Source organism: Glycomyces paridis (genome assembly GCF_004912155.1).
In the GTDB taxonomy this organism is placed as follows: domain Bacteria; phylum Actinomycetota; class Actinomycetes; order Mycobacteriales; family Micromonosporaceae; genus Glycomyces; species Glycomyces paridis.
Window position 1 is genome coordinate 160775 of the sequence record NZ_STGX01000002.1, and the last position, 26110, is coordinate 186884.

Genomic DNA, 26110 nt, shown 5'->3' on the forward strand with positions numbered 1-26110 from the left:
CGCCCCGCGAGCCTCTGGAAAGGAAGTGCGCCTTGAGGATTCTCCACACCTCCGACTGGCACGTCGGGGTCACCATGAAGGGCCGCTCGCGCCTGGACGAGCAGCGCGCCGTCTTCAAGCAGATGGTCGAGGTCGCCGCCGCCGAACAGGTCGACCTGGTGATCGTGGCCGGGGACCTCTTCGACACCGCCTCGCCCTCGGCCGAGTCGCAGCGCCTGCTGTTCTCGGCCCTGTCGGCGCTGCGCGGCACCGGCGCCGAGGTCGTCGTCATCGCCGGGAACCACGACAACGGCAAGGCGCTCGAAGCGCTGCGCCACTGGGCGCACGCCGCCGGCATCCACCTGCGCGGCTCACTCGGCAAGGCCGCCGACCACCTCGTCACCGGCGAGACCGCCGGCGGCGAGCGCTGGCGCTGCGCCGCGCTCCCGTTCATCGCCCAGCGCCACGCCGTGCGCGCCGCGGAGCTGTTCGAGCTCGGCGCCGCCGGGGCCGAGGCGAACTACGCCGACCACCTGCGCCGCCTCGTCTCGGCGCTCACCCACGACTTCACCGCCGACACCGTGAACCTCTTCACCGGGCACCTCACCGTCGTCGGCGGCAAGGTCGGCGGCGGCGAACGCGAAGTCCACACCGTCGCCGACTACGCGGTGCCCGCCGCGATCTTCCCGCCCACCACTTCGTATGTGGCCCTTGGACACCTGCACAAGGCGCAGGCGATCACCGGACCCTGCCCGATCCGCTACTCCGGCGGGCCGCTCGCCGTCGACTTCGGCGAGGAGGACCACACGCCGAGCGTCGCCCTCGTCGACGTCGCCCCCGGCGTCCCCGCCCGCGCCCGCACCGTCCCGCTCACCGCGGCCGTGCCGCTCCAGACCGTCCGCGGCACCCTCGAACAGCTCGCCAAGGCCGAAGTGGACGAACGGGCGTGGCTGCGCGTCTTCGTCACCGAGCCGGCGCGGGCCGGACTGCGCGGCGAGGTCGCCGACCTGTTCCCGCGCGCCGTCCAGATCCACATCGACCCGGTCATGCGCAAGGACGAGGCCAAACCGCGCGAACGGCGCTCCGGGCGCAGCCCCGGCGAGCTGTTCACCTCCTATCTCACCGAGCACGGGCACGACGACCCGGCCGTGACCAAGCTCTTCGCCCATCTCTACGAAGACGCCCAGACCGTCGCCGAGGAGGCCTGATGCGGCCCGTCCGACTGGACCTCCAGGGTTTCGGCTCCTACACCGGGAGCGAGACCTTCGACTTCACCGACGCGGAGTTCTTCGCGCTCACCGGGCCGACCGGCGCGGGCAAGTCGACCGTGCTCGACGCGATCTGCTTCGCGCTGTACGGGCGCACGCCGCGCTGGCCGAAGTCGGCCACGCAGAACTCGCTCGCGCCGTCCTCGGTGGAGGGCCGGGTGCGGCTCGTGTTCGGCGCGGCGGGGCGCCACTACGTGGCGACGCGGATTCTGCGCCGCGACCGCAACGGCAAGGTCAAGACCACCACGGCCGCGATGGAGCAGCTGCCGGAGGGCGTGGACCCGGCCGAGGACACCGAGCTGGTCGAGGGGCTCGGCAAGGCCTTGGGCGGGAGCCCGAACGAGGTCAACGCCGCCGCCGAGCGGATCATCGGGCTGCCGTTCGAGCAGTTCACCAAGTGCGTGCTGCTGCCGCAGGGCGAGTTCGCGGAGTTCCTGCGCGCCTCCTCGGCCGACCGGCGGAACATCCTGGAGAACCTGCTCGGCCACAGCGTCTACCGGTCGATCCAGCAGCGCGCCCGCACCCGGTTCGTCGACGCGGACGCGAAGCGCCAGGCGTACGAGACGCAGCTCGCGGGGCTGGCGCCGGTCTCGCAGGAGCAGATCGGCCTCGCCGCCGAGCGCGTGGAGCGCCTGGAGAAGCTCGCGGAGCCGGTGCGGGACAAGTCGAGTGCGCTCGACGGCCTCGCCGCGGCCGTGGAGGCCGCGCGGCGCGCTCTCGCCGCCGCCGAGTCGAACCTGGCCTCGCTGACGTACATCAAGGAGCCGTCCGGGGTCGCCGACATCGCCGCGCAGGTCGCCGCCGCGGCGGCCGCGGTGGCCGAGAAGGGCGCCGAGGTCGAGGCGACCGAGGCCGAGGACGAGCGGCTGCGGTCCGAACTCGACGGTCTCGACCTCGCGAAGCTCGAACGGGACCTCAAGGCCTGGGCCGAACTCGCCGAGACCGCCGCGAAGCTCAAGACGGGCCTGGAGCTCACCGAGGAGCTGCGCGACCAGTTCGCCGAGGCGAAGGAGCTCGAAGAGGCCGCCTCCGAGGAGGTCGAGATCCAGCACGCCTCGCTCCACAAGGTCCGCATGGCCGAACTCGCCGGGACCCTCAGGGCGGGACTGGAAGTGGGCGACGAGTGCCCCGTGTGCGACCGTCCCGTGGACGAGGTGCCCGCGCACGACCTGTCGGAGTCGATGCAGCAGGCCGAGGAGTCCTCCCGCACGGCCACAGTGGAGTTCAGGGACGCCCAGGCCGCCGTGGTGGCGCTCCAGACGAGGCTGGAGAACTACGAGGAGCGGCTCACCGAGCTGCAACTGGCCGAGCGGCGGTTGAAGAAGAAGCTCGAAGACGTCCCCGAACCGGCGGTGCTCCAGCAGCGGCGCGCGAGTTCGGAGGAGGCCCGGCAGCAGCTCGCGGGCACCGGCAACGCGCTCCGGGCCGCGCGGCGGGCACTGCGCGAGGCCGAGAAGCGCAAAGCGGCGGTCGACGAGCGCCAGCAGCGGGCCTGGAAGGAGTTCCAGCACGCCCGCGACCAGGTGGCCGTGCTCGGCCCGCCCGCCGCGGGCGACGGCCTGGCCGCGAGCTGGGCGCAGCTGACCGCCTGGGCAGCGACGTCCCTCGAACGCGCCGGCGCCGAACGCGAGGCCGCCCGCACCGAGCTCGCCGAGCTCGACGGCCGCGCCGAGACCCTCCGCGGGGAACTGCGGTTCGCCTTGGGCGAGTTCAACGTCGAGGTCCCCCGCAACGGCACCGGCGGCGACTACGTGGCCCGCCACGCCACGGCGGTCGAGGCGGCGCGCGCCGACGCGGCCTCCCTCGCGGAGTCGCGGCGGCGGCGCATCGAGCTCGACGCCGAGATGCGGCGCTTCGCGACCGAGGCGCTGGTGGCGAAGGAGCTGGCCCGGCACCTCGACGCCCGCAAGTTCATGGAGTGGCTGCTCAGCGAGGCGCTCGACGAGCTGGTCGCGGGCGCGACGGTCATGCTCCACCAGATCACCGGCGGCCAGTACGACCTCATCTACCGCGACCAGGACTTCTGGGTGGTCGACCACCACGACGCCGACATGCCGCGGCCGGCGCGGAGCCTGTCGGGCGGCGAGACCTTCGCGGCCTCGCTGTCGCTGGCGCTCGCGCTGTCGGACCAGCTCGCGAGCCTCTCGCGGCACGGGGCGTCGCTGGAGTCGATCATCCTCGACGAGGGCTTCGGCACGCTCGACCCCGAGACGCTCGACGCGGTCGCGAGCACCTTGGAGGCCCTGACCATCTCCGCGGGCCGCACCGTGGGCCTGGTGACCCACGTCGCCGAGCTCGCCGAGCGCGTGCCCGTGCGGTTCCAGGTCACCAAGGACGCGAAGGGCTCGCACGTCGAGAAGACCTGGTCCTGACCAGAAGCGGCCCTGCTTCACTCGATCAGGTGAGTTTCCGCGATCCGCCGATTTGACAACGGTTTCTTGTCGGACCCGCCCAGAACAATTGAAGCGGGATCGCCCCCCTGGGAGGGCGGGGGACTGCCCGGGGGCGGTTCGGTCGCTCCGCGGGCTTTGGAAACCCGCAGTAGGGTGGGGCGCAACCGCTTCCGAAAGCAGGTGCGCCTTGCAGATCACCGTCGACGCCTGGGACCCGTCCTTCGCGGACAACCCCGAGTCGCCTTCGCGCTCCGACCGCGCGGTCGTCCGCGCCGACATCGAGCTCGAACCCGCCGACTGGCGGCCCGTCGACGCCCCCGCCGCCGGGCCGCGGCGCATCGCCGTGGTCGACGGGGTCCGCCGCATCGACGCCCGCGTGGAACTGCTCGACGACACTCCCGAGCACCGCGGCGAGCGCTGGCCGGGCGTGTGCGTCTCCTGGGCCGCCGGAGCGGTCGTCTGCGACCTCGACGGCCGGTCCTCCTCGGGGGCCGAGGCCGCCGTGGTCGACTTCGCCGTCGAGCGCGGCCTCTTCGCCGCCGTCGACCCCGGCGCCGACTTCGGCCGCTACCCCTACCGCAAGGTCGAATCAGCCGACCCCGGCGAACTCATCGCCGGCGCGCAGACCGCGATGGCCGAACTCGAAGCGAAGGTCGCCTCGACCTGCGCCGCCGACGCCGAGCTGTCGGTCCTCGACGGCCCCCTGCGCGGGCGCACCCGCCTCCCGCACTCGGTGGGCTATATCAAGAGCCACCACCGCTCCTACCTCCAAGGCGAGTTGAACGCCGTGGTCGAACGCCTCGCCCCCGGCCAGCGCACCCCGGTCTTCCACCTCATGTCGGGCTGGCCCCGGTACACGTGGTACCTGCGCCTGCCGGGGACCTCCTCGCGCGGCTGGGCGGGCGTGGCGCGACTCGAAGCGGCCGACGACCTGACCGAGGAGGCCGCGATCGCCCTGGCCGACGCGACGGCGGCGGCGCTGCCGCCGCTGGGTTCGGCCGCGCACAAGGACGCCCGGGCCCCGCAGAACCTCACGCCGATCGCGGGCCTGGAGCGGCGGCTCAAGCGGATGCTGGGCGACCCGCGGCTGCTGCTGCGCTCGGTCCGGGCCGCTTCGCAAGGCTAGTCTCCCCCGATGCGTTGCGAGGCCCCGGCGCTGGCGCGCCGGGGCCTCCGGGGGGGGTCCGCGAACTCCGGGTCCGCTTGATGTGACGGTAGCGGCGTTCTAGTACCAGCCGACCGACTCGCTGTGCGACCATGCGCCGCAGGGGCTGCCGTAGACGCCGTCGATGTAGCCGAGGCCCCATTCGATCTGGGTGGCCGGGTTGGTCTGCCAGTCGTCGCCGGCCGAGGCCATCTTGTCGCCGGGGAGGGACTGGGGGATGCCGAAGGCGCCGGAGCCGGAGTTGTACGCGGTCTCGTCCCAGCCGGACTCGCGGTCCCAGAGGTTGACGAGGCACTGGAACTCGTTCATGTCCCACCCGTAGTCGAGGGTCATGGTGCAGCCGATGGCCTTGTTGCCGGAGTAGTCGCCGCACTCGGCGGAGATGTCGACGCTCGCGCCGGAGGACTCCTCGGAGGTCTCCTCTTCGGCGGGCTCCTCGACGACCTCGGGCTCCTCCTCTTCGGGGGCTTCGGCGGCCTCGGTCTTCGGGGTCTCGGCCGCGGCCTCCTCCTTGAGCGGGAGGATGCTCTCCATCGGGGCGACGTCGTCCCACTTGCGCTCGGTGTCGCGGGAGGCGGCGACGATGTCGTCGGCCTGGCGCTCCACGGCGGTGGTGTCGTCGGTGTAGATGATGGCGGCGCTGGCGCTGCTGGCCGTGCCGAGGGCGACGAGGACGGCGACGGCGGAGACGAACAGGCGGTCGCGGACCACGTGGCGCAGGCCGGCGCGGCGGGGCTCGTCGGAACGGTGCTTCGCGCGTGAGGTCTTCATGCGGGTGAACATTGAGGCAACCCTAGGGGCCTCCGCGGGCTCGGCCGTACCGCTCGGTAATGGTCTCAATACGGCACATGGCGGGCTGCGAGCGAACCTATCGGGTGCCCGTCTCGTCCGATAGGGCCGGTATCGGGCCGTCTGCGGCGCACCTCCTGGGACCGGGGCCGCGGGCCTCCCCCGAACGGCCCATTGACGCCGGACGGGCCGCCATTCCTTCTTCCACTTAGGTCCAGAGAGAGCAATGTCACAGCGAGCGCGGGCGTGCTGCGGGAGGTGCGGTTGTGGCGGGAGCGGTCAGTCGCAGACGACTTTGAGGCGGGCGTAGGAGGCGCCGTCGGCGAGGGTGAGGAGGTCGAGGTCGACCTGGCAGCCGCCGCCGGAGCCGTCGTAGGTGACGCGGCGGGAGCGCAGGTCGCCGGAGGCCAGTTCGAGGTCGGGGTACCGCTCGCCGGTGGCGGCCGCTTCGGCCAGCGCCTCCATGTGGCCGAACGCCTCGGTTTCGAGCGCGAAGATCCCGGAGAAGCCGTAGGTCGCCGAGGGGTTGTGGGGCGGGGCGAGGAGCCGGCCGTCCTCGGGGACGGTGCCGAGCGGCTCCTCCTTGCCGAAGTAGGGCAGTTCGGAGCCGTGTCCGAGGTCGTCGGCGGGGAGTTCGGGGATCTCGATGCCCGAGTCGCCTTGGGGCGGTTCGGGGGCAGGGCGCCAGTGCATGTCGTTGGCGTCGAACCAGGAGTAGGTGCCGAAGGAGACGACGAGGCGCGGGTGGGGTTCGCCGCGGGCGGGGCGCTCGTAGGCGGTGAGGGTGGCGCTGATCTTCGCGTATCCGTCGGTGCCGATGCCGTAGAGCTCGCATTCGTACGGTTCGCCGTCCTCGCAGATCGCTTCGGCGTCGTCGGTGGTGGCGGCTTTGAGGCCGTGGGCCTCGATCTGGGCGTGGAGGTCGCGCATGGCCTCGTGGGAGTCGCCGGTGAGGAGGAGGGTGGCGCTGACGGGTTCGGGGTCTTCGGGCATCCCGGGGGCGTCCCAAGGCTGTTCGGGGAAGGGGGTGCCGAGGAGGACGGTCGCGTCGGGGACCGTCCAGTCCTCCCAGTAGGCGGTGCCGGGCTGGACGTAGCCGGGGCCGTCGGTGTCGATCGGGGCGGTGCGGTCGGGTTCGGCGGCGGGTCGGGCGCAGGCGCCGAGGGCCGCGGTGAGGGCGGCCGCGATCGCCACCGTCCGAAGGGGGCTCATCGTTGCAGCGTAGGCGGTGTCGGCCACCGGGCGGCGGGCCCGGTGGCCGGTCGGGTGTCATTCGCCGTCCGGGCCCGCGGTCTCGGTGGGCGCCTCGGTGGGCTCCGCGTCCGTGGGTGTTTCTTCGGAGGCCGAGGGGGTCGGGTCCTCGGTGGCGGTCGGTTCCTCCGAGGGGCCTTCGGTCGGGTCTTCGGCGGGGGTGTCGCAGATCGGGTAGAGGTAGCCCAGTTCGGGGTCGGGCTCGGCGCCGGGGAGGCCGGTCTCGGGGAAGCCGGTAGCGGCGGCGCGGCTCTCCTGCTCGGCCTCGAAGCGGTCCTGGGCGTAAGGGTCCTCGTACTGGTCCTCCGCTTCGAAGCAGGACCAGGAGTCGCCGAGCATGAGCGGGTCGCCGTTCTGGTCGAACAGGTAGACGCCGTCGATCGGCTCGCCGTTCTCGTCGAAGACCTGGATATCGGTGATGTGGGAGGTCTCGTCGTAGTAGGAGGTCTCGACGAAGTCGTTGCCGCCGTAGTTCAAGGCGTACGGCCATGCGAACCCGTAGAGCGCGTACACGACGAGTGCGATACCGGCGGCGCCGGTCCACCAGCGGCGGCGCCGGCCCCAGGTCTGGGAGCGGCGGCCGAGGCGCAGTGAGACCCACACGAAGAACAGCACTGCGGCGGCGGTGAACAGCAGCCACGAAAGCGAGTCGAACGGCAGGGAGCCGTAGGTGTTGTACTGCGTCGCCGACAAGATGTAGACGACGAGCATCGCGGCGATGACGCCGCGCGCGACCCACCAGCCCGGTCGCAGGCGCTCGACGAGTTCGGCGGCGTCGGCGTGGCCGGTGCTGACGGCGTACCGGTCGGACCAGGTCTTGACGCGGCGCGTCAGGGGCGCGGCGGTCTCGCGGAGGCCGCGGCGCAGGCGGGCGGCGGCGCGCTCCCGGGGGACCTCGGCGGTCTCGCGCAGTTCGCGGGCGTAGGCCTCGGGGCTGCCGAGGAGGTCGCGGAGGGCGACGCCGTCGTCGAGGTCGGCCGCGACCTCGGCGAGGTGGGCGTCCAGGTCGGACATGAGGTCCTGCCGGATGGCCTCGGGCAGGTCGCCGAGGTGGCGTTCGACGGCGGCCAGGTAGCCGGCGATCTCGGTGGTCCGTGAGGTTGCGTCGGTCATGGTCAACCCTTCGTGGGTGCGTCGAGCAGGTGCCGCATCTTGGCGCTGACGTCTTCCCAGGCGTCGCGCATGTGGCGGAGGTGCTTGCGGCCGGGCTCGGTCAGCGCGTAGTACTTGCGGTGCGGCCCCGATTCGCTGGGCAGGACGTAGGTGGACAGGTGCCCGGCCCGGTAGAGGCGCCTGAGCGTGCCGTACACGGAGGCGTCGCCGAGTTCGTCGAACCCGGCCCGGCGCAGGCGGCCGAGGATCTCGTAGCCGTAGCCGTCCTCGTCGTCCAGGACGCGGAGCACGATGATGTCGAGCAGCCCCTTGAGCAGTTGCGATCTGTCCACGCTATCGACAGTACCATGCATTGCACAGTAGTGGAAGCGCGGAACGGCGAACGGCCCCGCCGCTCGGCGGGGCCGTTCACTCGCGTGTCGGTCTGCGGCTCAGAAGGTCGCGCGCGCCGAGCGCAGCCGCGCGAGGCTCGTCTCCCGGCCCAGGAGCTCCATCGACTCGTACAGCGGCGGCGAGACGGTCTTGCCGCTGACGGCGACCCGCACCGGCCCGAAGGCCTTGCGGGGCTTGAGGCCCAGGCCGTCCACCAAAGCGCCCTTGAGGGCCTCCTCGATGGCGGGCACGGTCCACTCGGCGCCTTCGAGCGCGGCGATCGCGGCGTCGAGGACCTGCCCCGCGTCGTCCTTGAAGGTCTTCTTCGCGCTGTCCTCGTCAAGTTCGACCTCGGTGCCGCAGAACAGGAAGCGGAGCATCTCCACCGCCTGGCCCAGGTTCGCGCAGCGCTCCTGCACGAGCGGGACGGCGACGTCGAGCACGTGCCGCTCCGCGTCGGTGACCTCGGCGCCGACCAGGCCCGCGGCCTGGAGCCGGGGCACGAGCAGCCCGGTCAGCTCGGCCGGGTCGACCGCGCGGAAGTGGTCCGAGCAGATCGCCTCGAACTTGCGCTCGTCGAACCGGGCCGGGTTCGACTTCACGTCGTGCAGGTCGAAGGCCTGGAGGAACTCCGCGACGGTGAAGGTGTCGCGGTCGCCCGAGATCGACCAGCCGAGGGTCGCCACGTAGTTGAGCACGCCCTCGGGCAGGTACCCGGCCTCCTTGTACTGCAAGAGGTTCGAGCGCGGGTCGCGCTTGGACATCTTCTTGCCGCGCTCGTCCACGATGAGCGGCAGGTGCGCGTACTCGGGCACCGCGTCGGCCAGGCCCAGCTCCACGAGCGCGCGCCACATGACGATCTGGCGCGGCGTCGAGGGCATGAGGTCCTCGCCGCGGGTCACCACGGTGACCTTCATGAGCGCGTCGTCGACCGGGTTGGTCAGCGTGTACAGCGGCGAGCCGTCCCCGCGGGCGATGACGTAGTCCGGGACCGTCCCCGCCGGGGTCGTGACCTCGCCGCGCACCGCGTCCTGGAACGCGATGTCCTCGTCCGGCATCCGCATCCGGTACACGGGCTTGCGGCCCTCGGCGCGGAAGGCGGCCTTCTGGTCCTCGGTGAGGTCGCGGTCGAAGTTGTCGTAGCCGATCTTCGGGTCGCGCCCGGCGGCGCGGTGGCGGGCCTCGACCTCCTCGTTCGTCGAGAACGCCTCGTACGCGTACCCGCCCGCGAGGAGCTTCGCGATGACGTCGGCGTAGACGTCCAGGCGCTGCGACTGCCGGTAGGGCGCGTACGGCCCGCCGATGTCGGGCCCCTCGTCCCAGCTCATCCCCAGCCACAAGAGCGCTTCGAGGAGCTGCTCGTAGGACTCCTCGGAGTCGCGCGCCGCGTCGGTGTCCTCGATGCGGAACACGAACTCCCCGCCCTTGGCCCGCGCGTAGCCCCACGAGAACAGGCAGGTGCGCACCAGGCCCACGTGCGGGGTCCCGGTCGGGCTGGGGCAGAAGCGGGTGCGGAGCTTACTCACTGGGAACCACCTTGTTGGAGAGGGTGCCGATGCCGGCGACGGAAACGGAGACGGTCTCGCCGGCCTGGATCGGCCCGACGCCCGCGGGCGTGCCGGTGAGCACCACGTCGCCCGGCAGCAGCGTCATGATCTGCGAGACGTAGGCGACGAGCGAGGCGGGATCGAACATCATGTCAGCGGTCGTGCCGAGCTGGCGCACCTCGCCGTTGACCTCGCAGCGGACCTCGGCGTCGGACGGGTCGAAGTCCGTCTCGATCCAGGGCCCGAGCGGGCAGAACGAGTCGAAGCCCTTGGCGCGCGTGAACTGCACGTCCTGGCGCTGGAGGTCGCGGGCGGTCACGTCGTTCGCACAGGTGTAGCCGAAGATCGCGTCCTTCGCGGCCTCCCGGTCGAGGCCGCGGGCCCCGTGCAGACCGATGACGACGGCCAGTTCGGCCTCGTGCTCGACCTGGTCGGACACCGCGGGCAGCCGGATCTGCTCGCTCGGGCCGATCACCGACGTCGAGGGCTTGAGGAACACCAAGGGTTCCTTGGGGACCTCGTTGCCCAGCTCCGCGGCGTGCTCGGCGTAGTTGCGGCCCACGCACACGACCTTCGAGGGCAGGATCGGCGCCAGAAGACGGACGTCTTCGAGCGCCCAGCGCTGACCGGTGGGCGTGATCTCCCCGAACGGGTGCCCCTCGATCTCGGCGGCGAGCGCGCCGGGCCCCTCCCCCGCGAGGACCGCGAACGACATGGTGCCGGTGGGGTGGACGATCCGCGCGATCCGCACAGTCGGCCCCTCTCTAAGACTCGATCGAAACCTTGCGGCCTCAGCTTAGTTCGGGGTCGGGTCCGGTTCGACGCACTATTGCGGCGAGTGGCGCGGCGGGCCTCAGCGCACCAGCAGGAACAGCCCGGCGAGGACGGCGGTGCCGACGAGGGCGCCGACGACGATGCCCATGCCCATGCGCCTGACCTTGCCGAACAGGCCGACGAAGAAGCCGAGGACGAGGGTGATCGGGGTCGCGACCAGCAGGGAGATGCCGGTCGCGCCGAGGCGGACCTTGAGCGTCTCGCCGATGCCGCCGACGAGGACGAAGCCGAGCGCGAAGGCGAGGACGACGAGGATCACGAGGCCGAGGAAGAACCCGGAGGCGAAGCGGCGCCGCCCGTACACGGCCGAATCCGCGGCCATGGCGGCCGCGCGGGCGCGATCGGTCTGGTAGGAAGTCACGCATTCAACTGTAGTACGCGCGGACCAGGCACGGAGTGACGGCATTCGCCGCGATCGGGTGCGGCGCGGGCGGACCGGCCGGCCGTCTCCTTTGGAGTCGGCACGGGGACGCGCCGACGGAATGCCCGGCGCGGCGCCGGCCGCGTGCGAGACTGCCGCGATGCGTCGATTGATCACACTCTTCGTACTGCTCGGAGCGGTCCTGGTGGCGCAGGTCCCCGCAGCGGCCGTCGATCCCAGCATGCCGCAGGCCACCGCCTCGTTCAACGACCAGGTGTACAAGGTGGCCTATGACGGCGACATCGTCTACTCGGGTGGCCTGTTCACCCGCGCCAAGAAGACCGACGGCAAGTACGTCGACCGCACCTACCTCGCGGCGGTGGACTCGACGACCGGGGCGCTCCTGCCGTTCGCGCCGGTCCTCAACGGCCCGGTCCACGAGGTCAAGACCGGCGGCGGGTACCTGTACATCGCCGGGAAGTTCACGCAGGTCGACGGGGTGGCGCGTTCGCGCGTGGCCCGGTTCGACCTCGACACGGGCGAGCTGGACACGGCCTGGCAGGCCAAGCCCTCGGCCACCGTGTACTCGATCGAGCCGGTCGGCGACAAGGTCTACCTGGGCGGCACGTTCGCGTCGGTCGGCGGCTTCGCGCAGCGGGCCCTCGCGGCGGTCAACGCCACCGACGGCAAGCCGGTGACCGGATTCACGCCGAGCATCACCGAGGGCGCGGTCCGCGACCTCCAGTCCGGGCACGGGCGCCTGTACGTCGCCGGGTCGTTCCCGACCCTCGGCGGCGACAAGAAGTACGGGAAGCTCGGCGCGGTGAACCCTGCCTCGGGCGCCGTCGACACCGGCTTCGTGTCCAAGGTGTACGTGCTGACCCGCGAGGTCGTGGTCGACGGCGACCGCGTGTACGCGGCCCTGGACGGGCGGGGCGGGGAGATCCGGGCGTTCACGAGCACCGGCGAGACCCTGTGGTACCAGGCCGTGGACGGCGGGATGCAGACCGTGGAGGTGTGGGGCGGCATGGTCATCGGCGGCGGCCACTTCGACAAGGCCTGCGTCACCAACCACGCCGGGCCCCTGGGGCAGTGCGTCGACGGCGTCAAGGCCGAGCGCGGGAAGCTCCTGGCGGTGGACATGAACGGGAAGCTCCTGGCGTGGAACCCGGGCGCGAACGGGATCGTGGGCGCGTGGGACGCGACCGCGCACCCCTCGGACGAGAGCCTCAGCGTCGGCGGGTCGTTCACGACCTTCGGCGGCGGCACCGTGGTGCAGAGGCGCTTCGCCGTCTTCACCTGAGACCGGACGTGAAAGGGGCCCGGCCGCGGTGCGGTCGGGCCCCTTCTCGTCGCCCTGCGGCGCGATCGGCGCCGCCGGACTGGGGCGGCGTCTCGTGGACGCGGCCCGGTCGGTCCCGCTCGTGGCGGGTCGGGGACTGCGGTACGGGGCGCCTCAGCGCCGGTTGAGGCCGTAGGCGAGGCCGTCGGCCAGCGCGTTCCAGGAGGCCTCGATGAGGTTGGGGGCGACGCCGACGGTGGTCCACTCGGATTCGCCGTCGCTCATGGAGACGAGGACGCGGGTGACGGCGTCGGTGCCGGTGGAGCCGGCGAGGATGCGGACCTTGAAGTCGGAGAGGGTGAGTTCGGCCAGGCGCGGGTGGCGGGCGGCGAGGGCCGATCGCAGGGCGGCGTCGAGGGCGTTGACGGGGCCGTTGCCCTGGGCGGTGGCGATGCGGTGCTCTTCGGCCTCGCCGTGCTCGCCGTTGACGTGCAGGCGGACGGTGGCCTCGGCGACGGTGGCGCCGTGGGGGTCGTGGTCGACGATGACGCGGTAGGTGTCGAGGGTGAAGGGGCGGGGGAGGCCGCCTTCGACCTCGTCGCGCACGAGCAGTTCGAAGGAGGCGTCGGCGGCCTCGAAGGACCAGCCCTTGGATTCGAGCTCCTTGACGCGGGCGGTGATGCGGTCGAGCGCGGCCTTGTCGCCAGAGAGGTCGATGCCCAGTTCGCGGCCTTTGAGTTCGACGGAGGCGCGGCCGGCCATCTCGGTGACGAGGATGCGCATGTCGTTGCCGACGACGACGGGGTCGACGTGGTTGTAGAGGGCGGGGTCGGCCTTGATGGCGGAGGCGTGGATGCCGGCCTTGTGGGCGAAGGCGGCGTGGCCGGTGTAGGGGGCGTGCTCGTCGGGGGTCATGTTGGCGATCTCGGCGATGGCGTGGGAGATGCGGGTGAGCTTCTCCAGGCCGCCGTCGGGCAGGACCTTGCGGCCGAGTTTGGTCTCCAGGTTGGCGATGACGCTGAAGAGGTTGGCGTTGCCGGGGCGTTCGCCGTAGCCGTTGGCGGTGCCCTGGACGTGCATGACGCCGGCCTGGACGGCGGCGAGGGTGTTGGCGACGGCGCAGCCGGTGTCGTTCTGGGCGTGCATGCCGAGGCGTACGCGCTCGGGCGGCAGGTCGGCTTCGAGGCGGCGGCGCAGTTCGGTGACGGCCTCGGTGATGTCGGAGGGGATGCGGCCGCCGTTGGTGTCGCAGAGGACGACGGCTTCGGCGCCGGCTTCGAGGGCGGTGCGCACGACGAGGGTGGCGTAGTCGGGGTCGTTGCGGAAGCCGTCGAAGAAGTGCTCGCAGTCGATGAAGACCTGGCGTTCGTGGTCGCGGCCGGTGCGCACGGAGTCGGCGATCATCGCGAGGTTCTCTTCTGCGGTGGTGCGCAGGGCCTGCGAGACGTGGCGCAGGTCGGATTTGGCGACGAGGCACAGGACGGGGGCGCGGGAGTCCAGCAGGGCCTGGTAGCCCGGGTCCTCGACCGCGCTCGAACCGGCCCGGCGGGTCATGCCGAAGGCGACGAGCTTGGCGTGCTTGAAGTTGAGCTCCTCGGCGGCGCGGGAGAAGAACTCGGTGTCCGAGGGGATCGCGCCGGGCCAGCCGCCCTCGATGTAGTCGACGCCGAGGTCGTCGAGGAGTTCGGCGACGGCGAGCTTGTCGGCGACGGAGTAGCGCAGGCCCTCCATCTGGGCGCCGTCGCGGAGCGTGGTGTCGAAGACGTGGAAGTCCCCGCCGCGTGCGTGTTGCGGGTCTGGTTGCGTCACTTGGTGCTCCAGGTTGTGTGAGTCATCGGCCCCGCCGCCGCGCAGCCGGCCTGAACGTTCGTTTGCCCTGAACGAAAAAGACCCCCTGCGGGCGGCAGGAGGTCTGGCGTTCGGCGGCGGCATCTATCGAAGAGGCCCCGCGGAACGCCCGCAGCTAATCATGCGCTGGAAAGTCACGAGTCGAAGTATGCCACCGGGCGGTGACCCGAACCAGGATTTCCCGCATGGTGGGATTCACTGTGTCGTGAAGCGCGGTGCCTGGGTGCGCCGTGTCGCGGTGCGCGGCTGCGGATCTGCGGGCGGGGCACGGTGTTCACCACTCCGAGCGCAGGGCGCGGCGGCGCTGCCACCACAGGACGAGGGCGACGCCGCCGGCGAGGGCGACGGCGCCGGCGCCGAGGACCGCGCCGAGGCCGGCGCCGGTGGTCGGCAGCTGCGGCTGGGCCGGGGTCGCCTCGGCGGGGCTCGTGGAGACCTCGGTGGAGGGCGTCTCGCTCGGCGGCGGCGAGGAGGGCGTGTCGGGGGCGGCGGCGAACAGCCACTCCTGGAAGTGGCGGCTGGCGCCGGAGGCGGGCTTGACGGCCTCGACGCGGACGCCTTCGACGGCGTCGGCGTCGTGCTCCAGGCCGAGGAAGTACCCGTCGGTGGAGATGAACCGGAAGTCGTTGTTGGAGGGCACGTCGTCGTAGACGACGGTCCAGTCGTCGGCCTCGCCGCAGTCGGCGAGGAAGACCGGGGCGGTCTCGCCGCCGCCGGAGGTGTCGGTGGAGAGGCACTGGCCCGACTCGTCGTGGACGATCTGGTACTCGCCGAGGTCCTGGAGGGCCTCGACGGACCGGAGGGTCCACAGGTCGTGGAGGGCGGTGAGCCGCACGGCCCCGTCCTCCTGCGCCAGCGGGAGGCCCTCGTGGTCCTTGAGGTAGATGCGGACCGGTCCTTCGGGGACGGGGTCGGCGTGGGCGGGAGCGCCCCAGAACGCGATCGAGCCGGCGGTGGCGACCGCCGCTCCAAACAGTAGGGATTTCACACGCAGATTAGATCAAATGAGACATATTCTCGTTCGGCGCGTGCCCGAATGGTGACTGTACGTCGGGACCGGTTGGGGCCCCAGGCGGTCACGCGGTGGTGCCGCGCCGCGGGCCGAGGTCCTGGATCTCGTTCGCCGCGTCGCCGGCGGCGCGCAGGCGGTCGGCCGCGTCCGTCAGCAGGTGGAGCGTCTCGTCCGAGGCGTGGTCGGTGAGCGCGTGCCGCAGGCCGATCGAGCCCGCCAGGCACTCCCCCGCCGCGCTGACCATGTCCTCATAGGCCGCGACCCCGGCCTCCAGGCGCTCGGCCGTCCGGTCGAGGTTCGCCTCCATCGCGGCGCGCTTGGACTTCGGCGCGATCGCGATCGCGTCCTCGACGTCCTTGACGCCCAAGGCGAGCCGGTACAGGTCCTGCCCGGCCTTCCCGGCCCCGGCGAGGATCGCGACGGCCTCGTCGTTCCCTTCGAGGCGCTGCGCCATCTGCTCGGCCGCGACCGAGGCCCGCTCCAGGCGCTCGTAGGGGCCGAGCGCGCGGCTCCCGCGGAACTGCGCCCGCAGCCGCCCGCGCCGGATCGCCCCCGCCGTCTCGCCGAACAGGCCCTTGGCCTCTTTGGACAGCTGCGCCGGACCGTGGAGTTCGAGCGAGTCGCGTTCGGCGGGCGGCAGGGCCCGCAGCAGGCGCCGGTAGTCGAACCAGCGCACGACCGCCATCGCCGTCGAGAAGCCCGCCACCGTCACCCACACGCCGTCGAGCGCGCCCATGCCCATGTAGGGCACGAAGAACGCGCTGCCGGCGACCGCGGCCCCGGCGGTCGTCGTCCACGACTTCGCCGAGGACAGCCTGGACCGCAGGCGCTTGATCGCGCGCTTGCGGTCCTTGGCGTCCACGTCGGGTCCTAGCTGGAGGCGGTCTTGTCGGCCTCGGCGGTGCCGCCGGCATTGCCGCCGTCGCCGAGGGACGCGCGGATGTCGGCGAGGCGGTCGTTGGTGACCGACTCCTTGGACTGGATCGCCGGAGCGGCCTTGCCGCCCGAGAGCTGGTCGCCTTCGAGCGAGGCGCGAATCTGCTCCAGGCGGGAGGCGCCCGCCATGTCGCGGGTCGCGCGGTTGACCTCGAGGAGGCGGCCCTCGACGGAGTTCGAGGCGAGCTCGGCGCGGCCCATCGCGTTGGAGTAGCGGCCCTCGATCTTGTCGCGGATCTCGTCGAAGTTGGGCACGTTCCCCGGCGCGGCCGTCTGCGACATCGACTCCAGCGAGGAGGCGATCGTCTCCTGCATCTTCGCCTGCTCCAGCTGGCCGAGGAGCTTCGTGCGCTCCTGGAGCTTCTGCTGGAGGATCATCTGGTTGTTCTCGACGGCCTTCTTCGCCTGGTCGGCGGCGGTGAGCGCCTGGTCGTGCATCACCTTCATGTCCTCGAGGGACTGCTCGGTGGAGACCAGCTGCCCCGCGAGGATCTCGGCGGTCGACTCGAACTGGCGGGCCTTCTCCTCGTCGCCGTCGGCGCGGGCCTTGTCCGCGAGCACGAGCGCCTGGCGCGCCTGCGCCTGGAGCCGCTCCACTTCGGACATCGAGCGGTTGAGCTTCATCTCCAACTGGCGCTGGTTCCCGATCACCGAGGCCGCCTGCCCCACCAGTGCCTGGTGCTGCTTCTGCGCCTCCTCGATCGCCTGCTGGATCTGGATCTTGGGGTCGGCGTACTCGTCGATCTTCGCACCGAAGAGCGCCATCATGTATTTCCAGCCCTTGACGAACGGATTGGCCATTATCGGGGTCCTTCCGGTGGAGCCTTGGCGAAGCTCGCGAGCCATAGATGTGCAGTGCAACGCCGACTTGTCTCTAGTGTCGGCCATCCGCGCCACCTATGCGGGACAGGGTGACGCCTCAATCGCCAAAACTACATCATCGGCCGCGTCGCACGAGTACGCAGTCAGGCGGCCGCACGGACCACCGAATCGGTCACCTCGCCACGGCGGTGCCGAGAACGGACCTGCGCCAGCGAGGCGGGAGAGACGGGGGCGGCGTGACGACGGCGGCGCTGCGACTCGGCGGCCGCCTCCTTCTCGCGCGGCAGCGGCAGCACCGCGACCGGACGGCCCTGCGGCGCCTCGCGGGAGTGCTCGCCGCGCTCGTGCACGGCCACCTCCCTGGAGACCTCCGCGAGCACCTCGGACAGGCGCACCTGGAGCGCCCCGCACACCGAGGCGAGCAGCTCCGACGACGGTTCCTTATGGCCCCGTTCGATCTCGGACAGGTAGCCGAGGCTCACGTTCGCCTGCTTCGACACGTCCCGCAACGTCCGCTTCTGCGCGCGGCGGCGGCGCCGCAGGGTCTCTCCCAGCAGTTCCCGCAACAACACCATAGGGTTCTCCTCCACGCCGCGTTCGCAACCCGCACCGGCCGGTGCCGCGAACCCCCGGGCGCCGACTGCGGCGCCCGCGGACCGTACTGCGACAGAGCCTAAGCGGGTCCTGCAAGCCTAGCTCGTCCGGTTCGGCTCGCTCTCCTTAGATTTGAATGCTTTCCAGAGGTAATCCATTCCCGTCAGCACCGTCAGGACGACCGCCGCGCCCATGAGCCACGGGCCCACCGCGTCCAGCGGCCCGGGCCACGGCCACAGGTACCAGGCCACCGCGGTGATCTGGAGGACCGTCTTGAGCTTCCCGCCCCGGTCGGCGGCTATGACCGTCCTGCGCAGCACCGCCATCCGCCACGCCGTGATCCCCAGCTCCCGCACCAGGATGATGCCCGTCACCCACCACGACAGGTCGCCGTAGTAGCTCAGCAGCACCAGCGCCGTCCCGATGAGCGCCTTGTCGGCGATAGGGTCGGCGATCTTGCCGAAATCGGTCACCAGGTTCCGCGACCGCGCCAGCCAGCCGTCCACGAAGTCCGTCGCCGAGATGAACACGAACAGCGCGCAGGCGGCCATCCGCCAGCCCGAGTGCTCCATGCCCGACAGTGCCACGAAGACCGCGAAGACCGGCACCAGGAAGATCCGGGCCACCGTCACCACGTTCGCGATGTTCCACGGCGAGACCGGACGATCCGGGGAGGTCACAGGGCCTCCTCGACGATCTCCGCGACGAGGTCCACACCGTTGGAGTCCACGACCTTCGCCGTCACGAAGTCGCCCGGCTCCAGGCCCTCGACCTCGCCCACGAGCGCGATCGTGCCGTCGACCTCCGGGGCCTGGTGGGCGCCGCGACCGTCCACGCCGTCGTCCTCCACCGACTCCACGAGGACCTGCATGACCTCGCCGAGGCGATCGGCGGCGCGCTGGCTCACCAGCTCGTCGACGAGCATCGCGACGCGGGTGTGGCGGTCCTGGACCTCGTCCTCGGGGACGTGGCCGTCGAGGTCCACCGCCTCGGTGCCGTCCTCGTCGGAGTAGGCGAACACGCCCGTGGAGTCGAGGCGGGCCTCTTCGAGGAAGCCCATGAGCTCCTCGACGTCCTCCTCCGTCTCGCCGGGGAAGCCGACGATGACGTTGGTGCGGGCGCCCGCGAGCGGGGCGACGTCGCGGATCTGCGCGAGCAGGGCCAGGAAGTTCTCGGTGGAGCCGAAGCGGCGCATCCGCCGCAGCACCTTCGCCGAGGAGTGCTGGAACGACAGGTCGAAGTACGGCACGACCTTGTCGGTGCGGTGCATCGCCTCGATGAGGCTCGGGCGCAGCTCGGCGGGCTGGAGGTAGGACAGGCGGATCCACTCGATCCCGTCGATCGCGGCCATGCCCTCCAGGAGGTGCTCCAGGGCCTGCGGGTCGGCGAGGTCCTTGCCGTAGGAGGTCGTGTTCTCCGAGACGAGGTTGAGCTCCTTGACGCCCTCGGAGGCGAGCCAGGCGGCCTCGGCGAGGATCTCCTCGGGCGTGCGGGAGACGAACGAGCCGCGGAAGGACGGGATCGCGCAGAAGGTGCAGCGCCGGTCGCAGCCCGAGGCGAGCTTGAGGTTGGCGACGGGCCCGTCGGTGAGGCGCTTGCGGAGCACCGCGAGGTGCTGAGGGGCGCCCGCGGCGACCGCCGCGCCGTCGGCCTGCGCGGCGCGCGAGTGGCCGGGGACGACCGCGGCGGCGGCCTGGCGCTTCGCCGGGGAGATCGGCAGGAGCTTGCGGCGGTCCGAGGGCTTGTGGGAGGCGACGGCGCGCCCGGCGAGGATGTCGTCGAGGCGGGCGGCCATGTCCGGGTAGTGGTCGAAGCCGAGCACGGCGTCGGCCTCGGGCAGGCTCTCGGCGAGCTCGGTGCCGTAGCGCTCGGCCATGCAGCCGGTCGCCACGACCTTCGCGCCGGTCGAGGACGCGTCCAGCAGGACGTCGATCGACTCGGTCTTGGCCTGCTCGATGAACCCGCAGGTGTTGACCATGACGACGTCGGCGTCCTCGCCGTCGTCGCTGATGCGCCAGCCCCCGGCGGCCAGGCGCGCGGCCAACTCCTCGGAGTCGGTCTCGTTGCGGGCGCAGCCGAGGGTCAGGAGCGCGACGCTCTTGCCCTCGCGGGCGGGCGCGTCCTGGGAACTGGTCGAATGAGCTGGAGACACCAGGAAAGCGTACCTACCGGTACCCCGCAGGCGCCCGGGCGGCGGGCAGGGCCACAGTGCGGCCGGGCGGTACAGTGACCGACCTAACGCCCAAAGCGGCGCAGAAGGCCGCGCCGCGCCGAATGAGCGGAATGCCGCACGGACGAAAGGGCCCATTCGCGACCCGTCTGCGCAGGGACAACAGTGGTTCACGGGCCGTTGCGGCCATGGCCTAGGCTTGCCCCATGTCCCCCAGCGACATCGCCCCCGAACGCCCCCGCGCCGCCCGCCGCACCGCCTTCGCGGTGCTCGCCGGCCTCGCCGCCCTGACCGCCTCCGCCTGCGGCGCCGCCCCCACCGGAACGATCAACACCCGCGCCGGCTACACCGTCACCAGCGACGAGATCCCCGTCTCGGTCTGCCCGACCGAGGGCGAGGCCCGCCTCGCCGACGACGAGGGACTGCTCATCGGCGCGCACTTCGCGCTCCGCGTCGAATGCGTCGTCTCCTTCGACGCCATCCCCGAGGGCTACCAGCTCGACTACCTCCTCGGCGAGGACGTGCAGCTGCACCCGCCGCCGCCCGGCCACGAGTTCACCCTCGTCCAGTTCGCGCCCGAGCCCGGCGCCGAGGCGCCGTTCATGACCGACGACCTCACCGAGCTCTCCGCGACCCTCGCCATCGGCGAGAGGGAATGGGACTTCGAGGGCGCCGTCCCCGCACCCGGCTCCACCTACCTCACCGTCGCCGAGAAGGACGCGCCGATCACCTTCGCGGTCGTCGACTCCGAGCGCACCCAGTCCATGGACCTGCGCGCCCGCACCCGCGAGGGCCTCGTCCAGGCCCTGTACAACGGCTCCACCGACGTCGTGAACACCGACCCGGCGGAGGGCTCCGTCGACGGCTACACCACCAGCGGCAGCTACGAGTACTGGTTCGACGACTGGGAGTACGCCCCCCAGTTCACCGTCAGCCGCGACGTCTACCAGCCCGGCGAAGGCTGGGTCGCCGACCCCGACCGGGCCCTCCTGGCGATCGAGTTCGGCTGGCTCCACTCCGGCAGCGGCCTCGAATGGGAGATCGACCCCGAGAAGGCCCTCAAGGTCTCCGGCCCCGACGGCGCCCTGACCCCCGCCTCCGTCGACCACGCCGACGAGGACTGGGGCGACGGCGTCTGGCGCACCTTCTACCTCGAATACGACGTGCCCGCCGACGCGCTCGCCTTCGAGCTCAAGTTCCACCCCGAAGGCCCCGTCGAATGGCCCGAAGAGGGCATCACGCTGCCGATCACCGGCGACAAGTCGCACGACATCAGCGTCAGCTTCGAATAGACGCGAACGCAGGGGGCCGGTCCGATACGGACCGGCCCCTTTCGCGTTCAGGCCTGGAGCGAGGCGATCACGCCGTCGAGCTCGTCGGGCTTGACGAGCACGTCGCGGGCCTTCGTGCCCTCCGACGGGCCCACCACCCCGCGCGTCTCCATGAGGTCCATGAGCCGGCCCGCCTTCGCGAAGCCGACCCGCAGCTTCCGCTGGAGCATCGAGGTCGAACCGAACTGCGTCGTGACCACCTGCTCGATCGCCTGGATGAGCAGTTCGAGGTCGTCGCCGATGTCCGGGTCGATCTCGCGCGTCGACCCCGGCGCCGCCGTCACCTCCTCGATGTACTGCGGGTCCATCTGCGACTTCACGTGCTCCACGACCGCCTCGATCTCCTCGTCGGAGACCCACGCGCCCTGAATCCGCTCGGGCTTGGAAGCGCCCATCGGCAGGAACAGGCCGTCACCGCGCCCCACCAGCTTCTCGGCGCCCGGCTGGTCGAGGATGACCCGCGAATCCGCCAGCGACGACGTCGAGAACGCCAGCCGCGACGGCACGTTCGCCTTGATGAGCCCGGTCACCACGTCCACCGAAGGCCGCTGCGTCGCCAGCACCAGGTGGATGCCCGCCGCCCGCGCCAACTGCGTGATCCGCACGACCGAGTCCTCCACGTCCCGCGCCGCGACCATCATGAGGTCCGCCAACTCGTCCACGATCACCAGCAGATACGGGTGCGGCCGCAGCTCCCGCCCCGAGGCCGCGTCCGTCTTCAACTCCCCCGACCGGATCTTCCGGTTGAAGTCGTCCACATGCCGCACCCCGGCCTTCGCCAGGTCCTCATAGCGCATGTCCATCTCCTTGACGACCCACTGCAGCGCGTCCGAAGCCTTCTTCGGGTTCGTCACGATCGGATGCACCAGGTGCGGAATCCCCTCGTAGTTCGACAGCTCCACCCGCTTCGGGTCGATGAGCAGCAACCGCACCTGCTCCGGAGTCGCCCGCACCATCACCGACACCAGCAGGGAATTGATCATCGAAGATTTGCCTGAACCGGTGGCGCCGGCCACGAGCAAATGCGGGGTCTTGGTGAGGTTGGTGAGGACGTAGCCGCCCTCGACGTCCTTGCCCAGGCCCACGATCATCGGGTGGTGGTCGGACTGCGCCAGCGGCGAGCGCATGACGTCGCCCAGGGCCACGTCGTCGCGGTCGGTGTTCGGGATCTCGACGCCGACCGCGCTCTTGCCCGGGATCGGGTTGATGATGCGGATGTCGGAGCTCTTCACCGCGTACGCGATGTTCTTCGACAACTGGATGATCCGCTCGACCTTCACCGCCGGGCCGAGTTCGACCTCGTAGCGCGTGACCGTGGGGCCGCGCGTGAAACCGGTGACCGCCGCGTCCACGTTGAACTGCGCGAACACCTCCTGGAGCGCCGCGATGACCACCTCGTTGGCCTTCGAGCGCTTCTTCGCGGCCGGACCGGTCGGCAGCAGGTCCAGCGGCGGCAGCCGGAACTCCCCGACCACCGGGGCGGTCCCGTCCGACAGCGTCGGCTGCTCGATCCGCTTGGGCGCGGGCGAGTGCTTCGGCGGGCTGCGCACCGGCTCAGGAGCCTCGATCGGCGCCGAGTCGCGCGCGGACACGTGCTCGGCGTTCAGCTCGGGCACCTCCTCGGGCGCCAGGCGCGGCAGCACCGTCGTCGGACGGTGGACCCGCCGAGCCTCCTCCTCCTTGAGCCGCTTGGCCTCCCGGCTCTCGGCGCGCGTCAGGCGATCCCCGGCGTCCTCCTCGTCCTCGTCCTCATAGGCCTCGACACGGCCCGTCGCGAGGTCCCACAGGCGCCCGAGCTTCACGGGGATCTCCGCGACCGGCGTCGCCGTCGCCACCAGGACCCCGAAGAACAGCAGCAGGAGCAGCAGCGGGAACGCCACATAGGCCGAGACGCCCGCGGCGAGCCCGCCGCCCACGACCCAGCCGACCTGGCCGCCCGCGGCCATCCGCTCGCCCATGTCCGACGGCAGCCCCGAGATCAGGTGCAGCAGGCCGAGACTCGAGAGCCAGATCGCGCCCCAGCCGACCAGCGCGCGCCCGTGCGCCTCCTCGGGCGGACGCTGGCGCATGACCCGCAGCCCCCACAGGACCAGCAGGACCGGGAGCGCGCGGGTCGCCAGGCCCAGGAGCCAGTCGAGGATGAACGCGAGGCGCTCGCCGACGGGCCCGGCCACGTCGAACCACACCGCGCACGCGAGGACGATCGCGACGGCGACGAGGAGCAGGCCGAGGCCGTCGCGGCGGTGCGCGGGGTCGATCTCGCGGGCGGTGGCGGCCTCCTTGCCGACCGAGCGGGCCATCCAGCCGGTGCTGCGGGCGGTGCCGATCCACAGTCCCTTGAGGCCCAGCCCGAGCGCTTCGAGCGGGCCGGGGACGTGGCGGCGCTTGGCGGCGGCCTTCTTCGCGGCCTTCTTGACCGCCCGTTTCGCGGTCTTCTTCGCGGCCGGTCGCGCCGGCTGCCTCGCGCCGGAGGGGGCGGGTCTGCGGCGCGCCGCGGGCGCGGCGCTCTTGCGAGCGGGGCCGCCCTTGCGGGCGGTGCCACCGGACTTGCCGCTCGTCTTGGCCATCATGGTGCATACGTTACCGCCCGCACGCCCTCCGGCGGCGGCGTGAAGGCGGGCGCGGGAGGGGCTAATGTGGCGGCATGGTTGCAGCGGACACGGCGAGAACGATCCTGGTCACCGGCGCCGGACGCGGGCTCGGGAGGGTCCTGGCGGAGCGGCTGGCCGCGCGCGGGGACCGCGTCGTGGCGCACGCGCGCAGCGCCGCGGCGCTGGAGGGCGTGCCGTGCGAGCGGGCGCTCGTCGCGGACCTGGAGGACCCCGCGGGCCTGGCTGACGCGGTGGCGGCGGCGGGCATTGAGCGCCTCGACGCGCTGGTCCACAATGCCGGGGTGCTCAATGTGGGCGCGGTGGCCGAGGAGTCGCTGGAGTGGTGGCACCGGTCGATGACGGTGAACGTGGTCGCTCCGGCGGAGCTGACGCGGCTGCTGCTGCCGGCGCTGCGGGCGGCGCGGGGGCACGTGCTGTTCCTGAACTCGGGCGCGGGCCTGAGCGCGGCGCCGCGGCTGGGCTCGTACGCGGCGAGCAAGCACGCGCTGCGGGCGCTGGCGGATTCGCTGCGGGCGGAGGAGCGGGGGAACGGGCTGCGGGTGACGAGTTTCTATCCCTCGCATTTCGACACGGACATGCAGCGGGACCTGCGCGAGCAGTACGGGTCGGACTACGACCGCTCGCGGGCGATGAGCGCGGAGACGGTGGCGGCGACAATCCTGGGCGTGCTCGACGCGCCGGAGGACATGGTGGTGAACGAGCTGCGGGTGGAGCCGCCGAACCCGCTGCCGGTCCGCGAGCGCGCATGAACCGGCGAAAGCCATCGAATCCGCATATAAGATGATAAATCCCCCTTAAGGGACCCCTGGTGCAAAAATAGCGCGCGGGTACGACATCCCCTCCCGCCGCAACCCCGACCCGCTCCCGCAGCATGGGAGGAACCTTCGCGAATGGCCGGGAGGACCTAGAATGCTGGGGCTGACACCCCCGTCCCGCGCAGACGACTCACAGTTAGGTGTGATCACTCCTTTGAGCGACCAATCGGCGCAGCAGCCGTACTACCAGTCCCAGCCCCCGCAGGGCCAGCCCGCGTACACCGGGCTCCTGCCCGGCGGTCCCGACCGCCCCACCCCCATCGGCCTCGGCCTGGCCGGCTTCGGCCTGCTCCTGCTCGCGGTCGGCTCCCTCATCCCGCAGATCTCCCTCGGCGGCAGCGACGCCGACGAGATCGGCGGCTTCGGCGTCGACACCGCCGGCGCGGGCCTGCCCGGCCTCGCGCCCGCGCTCATCCTCGTGGTCCTCGTCGGCTGGGCCGCCGCGGGCGTCAAGCCCGGCCTCGAATGGGCCGCGAAGCTCGGCGGCATCGGCCTCGCCGCCATCACCGCCGCCGCCGCGCTCCACCCGGTCATGGAGCTCAACGCCGCCTTCGACAGCGAGGCCTGGGAGGACGTCAACCTCAAGGCCAGCGCCGGCGGCGGCATCTGGCTGTTCATCCTCGCCGCGGCCATGCTCGCGGTGAGCATCTTCCTCATGCGCTGGGCGCCGCCGAAGCAGCCCGCCGTGCAGCCCCAGCAGTACCAGGCCCCGCAGCAGCAGCCGTACCAGCAGCCGCCGCAGCCCCAGCAGCAGCAACCGCCGCAGCAGGACAACGGCTGGCCCGGGTACTCGCAGTAGAAGTCGGACCCAGGGGCCGCGGCGTCGCCGCGGCCCCTTAGCCGTCCCCAGTGGAGACTTTCGGGGGAGGTCCGAGAGGCCCGCGGCCGGTAGCATGGCGCTCGTGAACTCGATGCCTCCTCATGACCCCTCGGTGCCGCAGGGGCCGCACATGGCCCCGCCGCAGCCCCCGCCCGTACAACCGGGCCCGCCGCCCGGGTTCGGGCTCCAGCCCCCGCCGACGCCGCCTCCGCCGTCGAACGCGCCCTCGCCGATCGGCCTGGCCGTGGCCGGGGTCGGCCTGGCGCTGCTGTGCGTCTCGATGCTGCTGCCGCGGGTGAAGATCGACGACCCGGAGGGGTCGTTCAGCTTCTACTCGTACTCGGGCCTGCTCGGCTTCGGCGGCTTCGGGATCGACACGAGCACGGTGGTGCTCTCGGTGGCGCTGGTGGCGGCCGTCGGGCTCAGCGCGCACCGCAACCCGGCGATGCGGTGGCCCGCCCGGATCGCCGCGATCGGCACGGCGGCGCTCACGGCCGCGTTCGCCTACCACCCGGTCACGCTCATGCGCCAGTACGCGGAGAACACCGCGAACTCGGAGAGCTACGACGAGTTCGGGGAGGAGACGACGGCGGCGGAGGTCGACATCTCGGCGGAGAACGGGGTGTACCTCGCGGTCATCGCCGTGGCGCTGCTGGCGTTGAGCACGTTCTTCATGCAGGCCCGGCGCCGGACCTACCTGCTGCCGGTGCAGCCGTACCAGCAGCCGGTCCCGGCGGGCCGGCCCGGCGCGGACGCGACGATCACGGTGAATCCGGGTTAGACGACACGGCGGCGG

Annotated in this window: 23 protein-coding genes; 8 read left to right on the forward strand and 15 right to left on the reverse strand. The window is 71.8% G+C overall.

Features of this window, described 5'->3' with window-relative positions; translation table 11 throughout:
• Nucleotides 1-32: 32 nt before the first annotated feature.
• From E9998_RS02825 to E9998_RS02835, 3 genes are all read left to right on the forward strand, one after another.
• Nucleotides 33-1187 carry an exonuclease SbcCD subunit D gene (locus E9998_RS02825; RefSeq protein ID WP_136528193.1) on the forward strand — a complete coding sequence of 385 codons (1155 nt, stop codon included), beginning with the start codon at nucleotides 33-35 and terminating at the stop codon, nucleotides 1185-1187.
• Complete coding sequence (locus E9998_RS02830) at nucleotides 1187-3619, forward strand: AAA family ATPase (RefSeq protein WP_136528194.1); 2433 nt, start codon at nucleotides 1187-1189, stop codon at nucleotides 3617-3619. The genes E9998_RS02825 and E9998_RS02830 overlap by 1 nt, the downstream gene beginning before the upstream one ends.
• Before the next feature lie 208 nt (nucleotides 3620-3827).
• Nucleotides 3828-4766 carry a hypothetical protein gene (locus E9998_RS02835; RefSeq protein WP_136528195.1) on the forward strand — a complete coding sequence of 313 codons (939 nt, stop codon included), beginning with the start codon at nucleotides 3828-3830 and terminating at the stop codon, nucleotides 4764-4766.
• Nucleotides 4767-4865: 99 nt separating this feature from the next.
• Here E9998_RS02835 and E9998_RS25775 read toward each other — a convergent pair whose 3' ends face one another.
• From E9998_RS25775 to E9998_RS02870, 7 genes are all read right to left on the reverse strand, one after another.
• On the reverse strand, nucleotides 4866-5576 hold the full coding sequence (locus E9998_RS25775; RefSeq protein WP_204745214.1) for an aggregation-promoting factor C-terminal-like domain-containing protein: 711 nt from the start codon (nucleotides 5574-5576) through the stop codon (nucleotides 4866-4868).
• A gap of 297 nt (nucleotides 5577-5873) precedes the next feature.
• Nucleotides 5874-6806, reverse strand: a complete 933-nt coding sequence (locus E9998_RS02845; protein WP_136528196.1) for a hypothetical protein — start codon at nucleotides 6804-6806, stop codon at nucleotides 5874-5876.
• 57 nt (nucleotides 6807-6863) lie between these two features.
• Nucleotides 6864-7958: an HAAS signaling domain-containing protein gene (locus E9998_RS02850; protein WP_136528197.1), complete on the reverse strand. Its 1095-nt coding sequence runs from the start codon at nucleotides 7956-7958 to the stop codon at nucleotides 6864-6866.
• Nucleotides 7959-7960: 2 nt separating this feature from the next.
• The gene (locus E9998_RS02855) at nucleotides 7961-8311 is read right to left on the reverse strand and encodes a PadR family transcriptional regulator (protein WP_420842403.1); all 351 of its coding nucleotides are present in this window, start codon (nucleotides 8309-8311) and stop codon (nucleotides 7961-7963) included.
• Between the two features lie 78 nt (nucleotides 8312-8389).
• A complete protein-coding gene (gene gltX / locus E9998_RS02860) occupies nucleotides 8390-9856 on the reverse strand; it encodes a glutamate--tRNA ligase (RefSeq protein ID WP_136528199.1) in 1467 nt (488 codons plus the stop codon).
• Nucleotides 9849-10628: a fumarylacetoacetate hydrolase family protein gene (locus tag E9998_RS02865; RefSeq protein WP_136528200.1), complete on the reverse strand. Its 780-nt coding sequence runs from the start codon at nucleotides 10626-10628 to the stop codon at nucleotides 9849-9851. Before E9998_RS02865 ends, gltX begins: the two co-directional genes overlap by 8 nt.
• A gap of 102 nt (nucleotides 10629-10730) precedes the next feature.
• A complete protein-coding gene (locus E9998_RS02870; RefSeq protein ID WP_136528201.1) occupies nucleotides 10731-11072 on the reverse strand; it encodes a hypothetical protein in 342 nt (113 codons plus the stop codon).
• 160 nt (nucleotides 11073-11232) lie between these two features.
• On the opposite strand from E9998_RS02870, the gene E9998_RS02875 reads away from it, so the two are divergent.
• Nucleotides 11233-12375 (forward strand): PQQ-binding-like beta-propeller repeat protein, encoded by a 1143-nt coding sequence (locus E9998_RS02875; RefSeq protein WP_136528202.1) that lies wholly within the window; start codon nucleotides 11233-11235, stop codon nucleotides 12373-12375.
• A gap of 153 nt (nucleotides 12376-12528) precedes the next feature.
• Here E9998_RS02875 and cimA read toward each other — a convergent pair whose 3' ends face one another.
• From cimA to rimO, 7 genes are all read right to left on the reverse strand, one after another.
• Nucleotides 12529-14163, reverse strand: a complete 1635-nt coding sequence (gene cimA, locus E9998_RS02880) for a citramalate synthase (RefSeq protein ID WP_240037473.1) — start codon at nucleotides 14161-14163, stop codon at nucleotides 12529-12531.
• 313 nt (nucleotides 14164-14476) lie between these two features.
• Nucleotides 14477-15190: an RICIN domain-containing protein gene (locus E9998_RS02885; protein ID WP_158299672.1), complete on the reverse strand. Its 714-nt coding sequence runs from the start codon at nucleotides 15188-15190 to the stop codon at nucleotides 14477-14479.
• A gap of 88 nt (nucleotides 15191-15278) precedes the next feature.
• Complete coding sequence (pspM, locus tag E9998_RS02890) at nucleotides 15279-16076, reverse strand: phage shock envelope stress response protein PspM (protein ID WP_136528205.1); 798 nt, start codon at nucleotides 16074-16076, stop codon at nucleotides 15279-15281.
• 8 nt (nucleotides 16077-16084) lie between these two features.
• The gene (locus E9998_RS02895) at nucleotides 16085-16951 is read right to left on the reverse strand and encodes a PspA/IM30 family protein (protein ID WP_136528206.1); all 867 of its coding nucleotides are present in this window, start codon (nucleotides 16949-16951) and stop codon (nucleotides 16085-16087) included.
• A gap of 164 nt (nucleotides 16952-17115) precedes the next feature.
• Nucleotides 17116-17547, reverse strand: coding sequence for a helix-turn-helix domain-containing protein (locus E9998_RS02900; protein ID WP_136528207.1), 432 nt, complete (start codon nucleotides 17545-17547; stop codon nucleotides 17116-17118).
• A 117-nt stretch (nucleotides 17548-17664) separates the two neighbouring features.
• Entirely contained in the window at nucleotides 17665-18246 is a 582-nt protein-coding gene (gene pgsA / locus E9998_RS02905) for a CDP-diacylglycerol--glycerol-3-phosphate 3-phosphatidyltransferase (RefSeq protein WP_136528208.1), read from the reverse strand.
• Nucleotides 18243-19718 carry a 30S ribosomal protein S12 methylthiotransferase RimO gene (gene rimO / locus E9998_RS02910; protein ID WP_240037474.1) on the reverse strand — a complete coding sequence of 492 codons (1476 nt, stop codon included), beginning with the start codon at nucleotides 19716-19718 and terminating at the stop codon, nucleotides 18243-18245. Before rimO ends, pgsA begins: the two co-directional genes overlap by 4 nt.
• 224 nt (nucleotides 19719-19942) lie before the next feature.
• Between rimO and E9998_RS25130 the strand changes: the two genes are divergently transcribed.
• Nucleotides 19943-21028 (forward strand): hypothetical protein, encoded by a 1086-nt coding sequence (locus E9998_RS25130; RefSeq protein WP_158299673.1) that lies wholly within the window; start codon nucleotides 19943-19945, stop codon nucleotides 21026-21028.
• Nucleotides 21029-21075: 47 nt separating this feature from the next.
• Here E9998_RS25130 and E9998_RS02920 read toward each other — a convergent pair whose 3' ends face one another.
• Nucleotides 21076-23637 (reverse strand): FtsK/SpoIIIE family DNA translocase, encoded by a 2562-nt coding sequence (locus E9998_RS02920; RefSeq protein ID WP_136528210.1) that lies wholly within the window; start codon nucleotides 23635-23637, stop codon nucleotides 21076-21078.
• 74 nt (nucleotides 23638-23711) lie between these two features.
• Between E9998_RS02920 and E9998_RS02925 the strand changes: the two genes are divergently transcribed.
• The 3 genes from E9998_RS02925 (at nucleotide 23712) to E9998_RS02935 (ending at nucleotide 26095) form a co-directional block, all read left to right on the forward strand.
• Nucleotides 23712-24428: an SDR family oxidoreductase gene (locus E9998_RS02925; protein WP_136528211.1), complete on the forward strand. Its 717-nt coding sequence runs from the start codon at nucleotides 23712-23714 to the stop codon at nucleotides 24426-24428.
• 220 nt (nucleotides 24429-24648) lie between these two features.
• Nucleotides 24649-25293, forward strand: coding sequence for a hypothetical protein (locus E9998_RS25650; protein WP_192907038.1), 645 nt, complete (start codon nucleotides 24649-24651; stop codon nucleotides 25291-25293).
• 103 nt (nucleotides 25294-25396) lie between these two features.
• Complete coding sequence (locus E9998_RS02935) at nucleotides 25397-26095, forward strand: hypothetical protein (protein ID WP_136528212.1); 699 nt, start codon at nucleotides 25397-25399, stop codon at nucleotides 26093-26095.
• Nucleotides 26096-26110 lie beyond the last annotated feature (15 nt).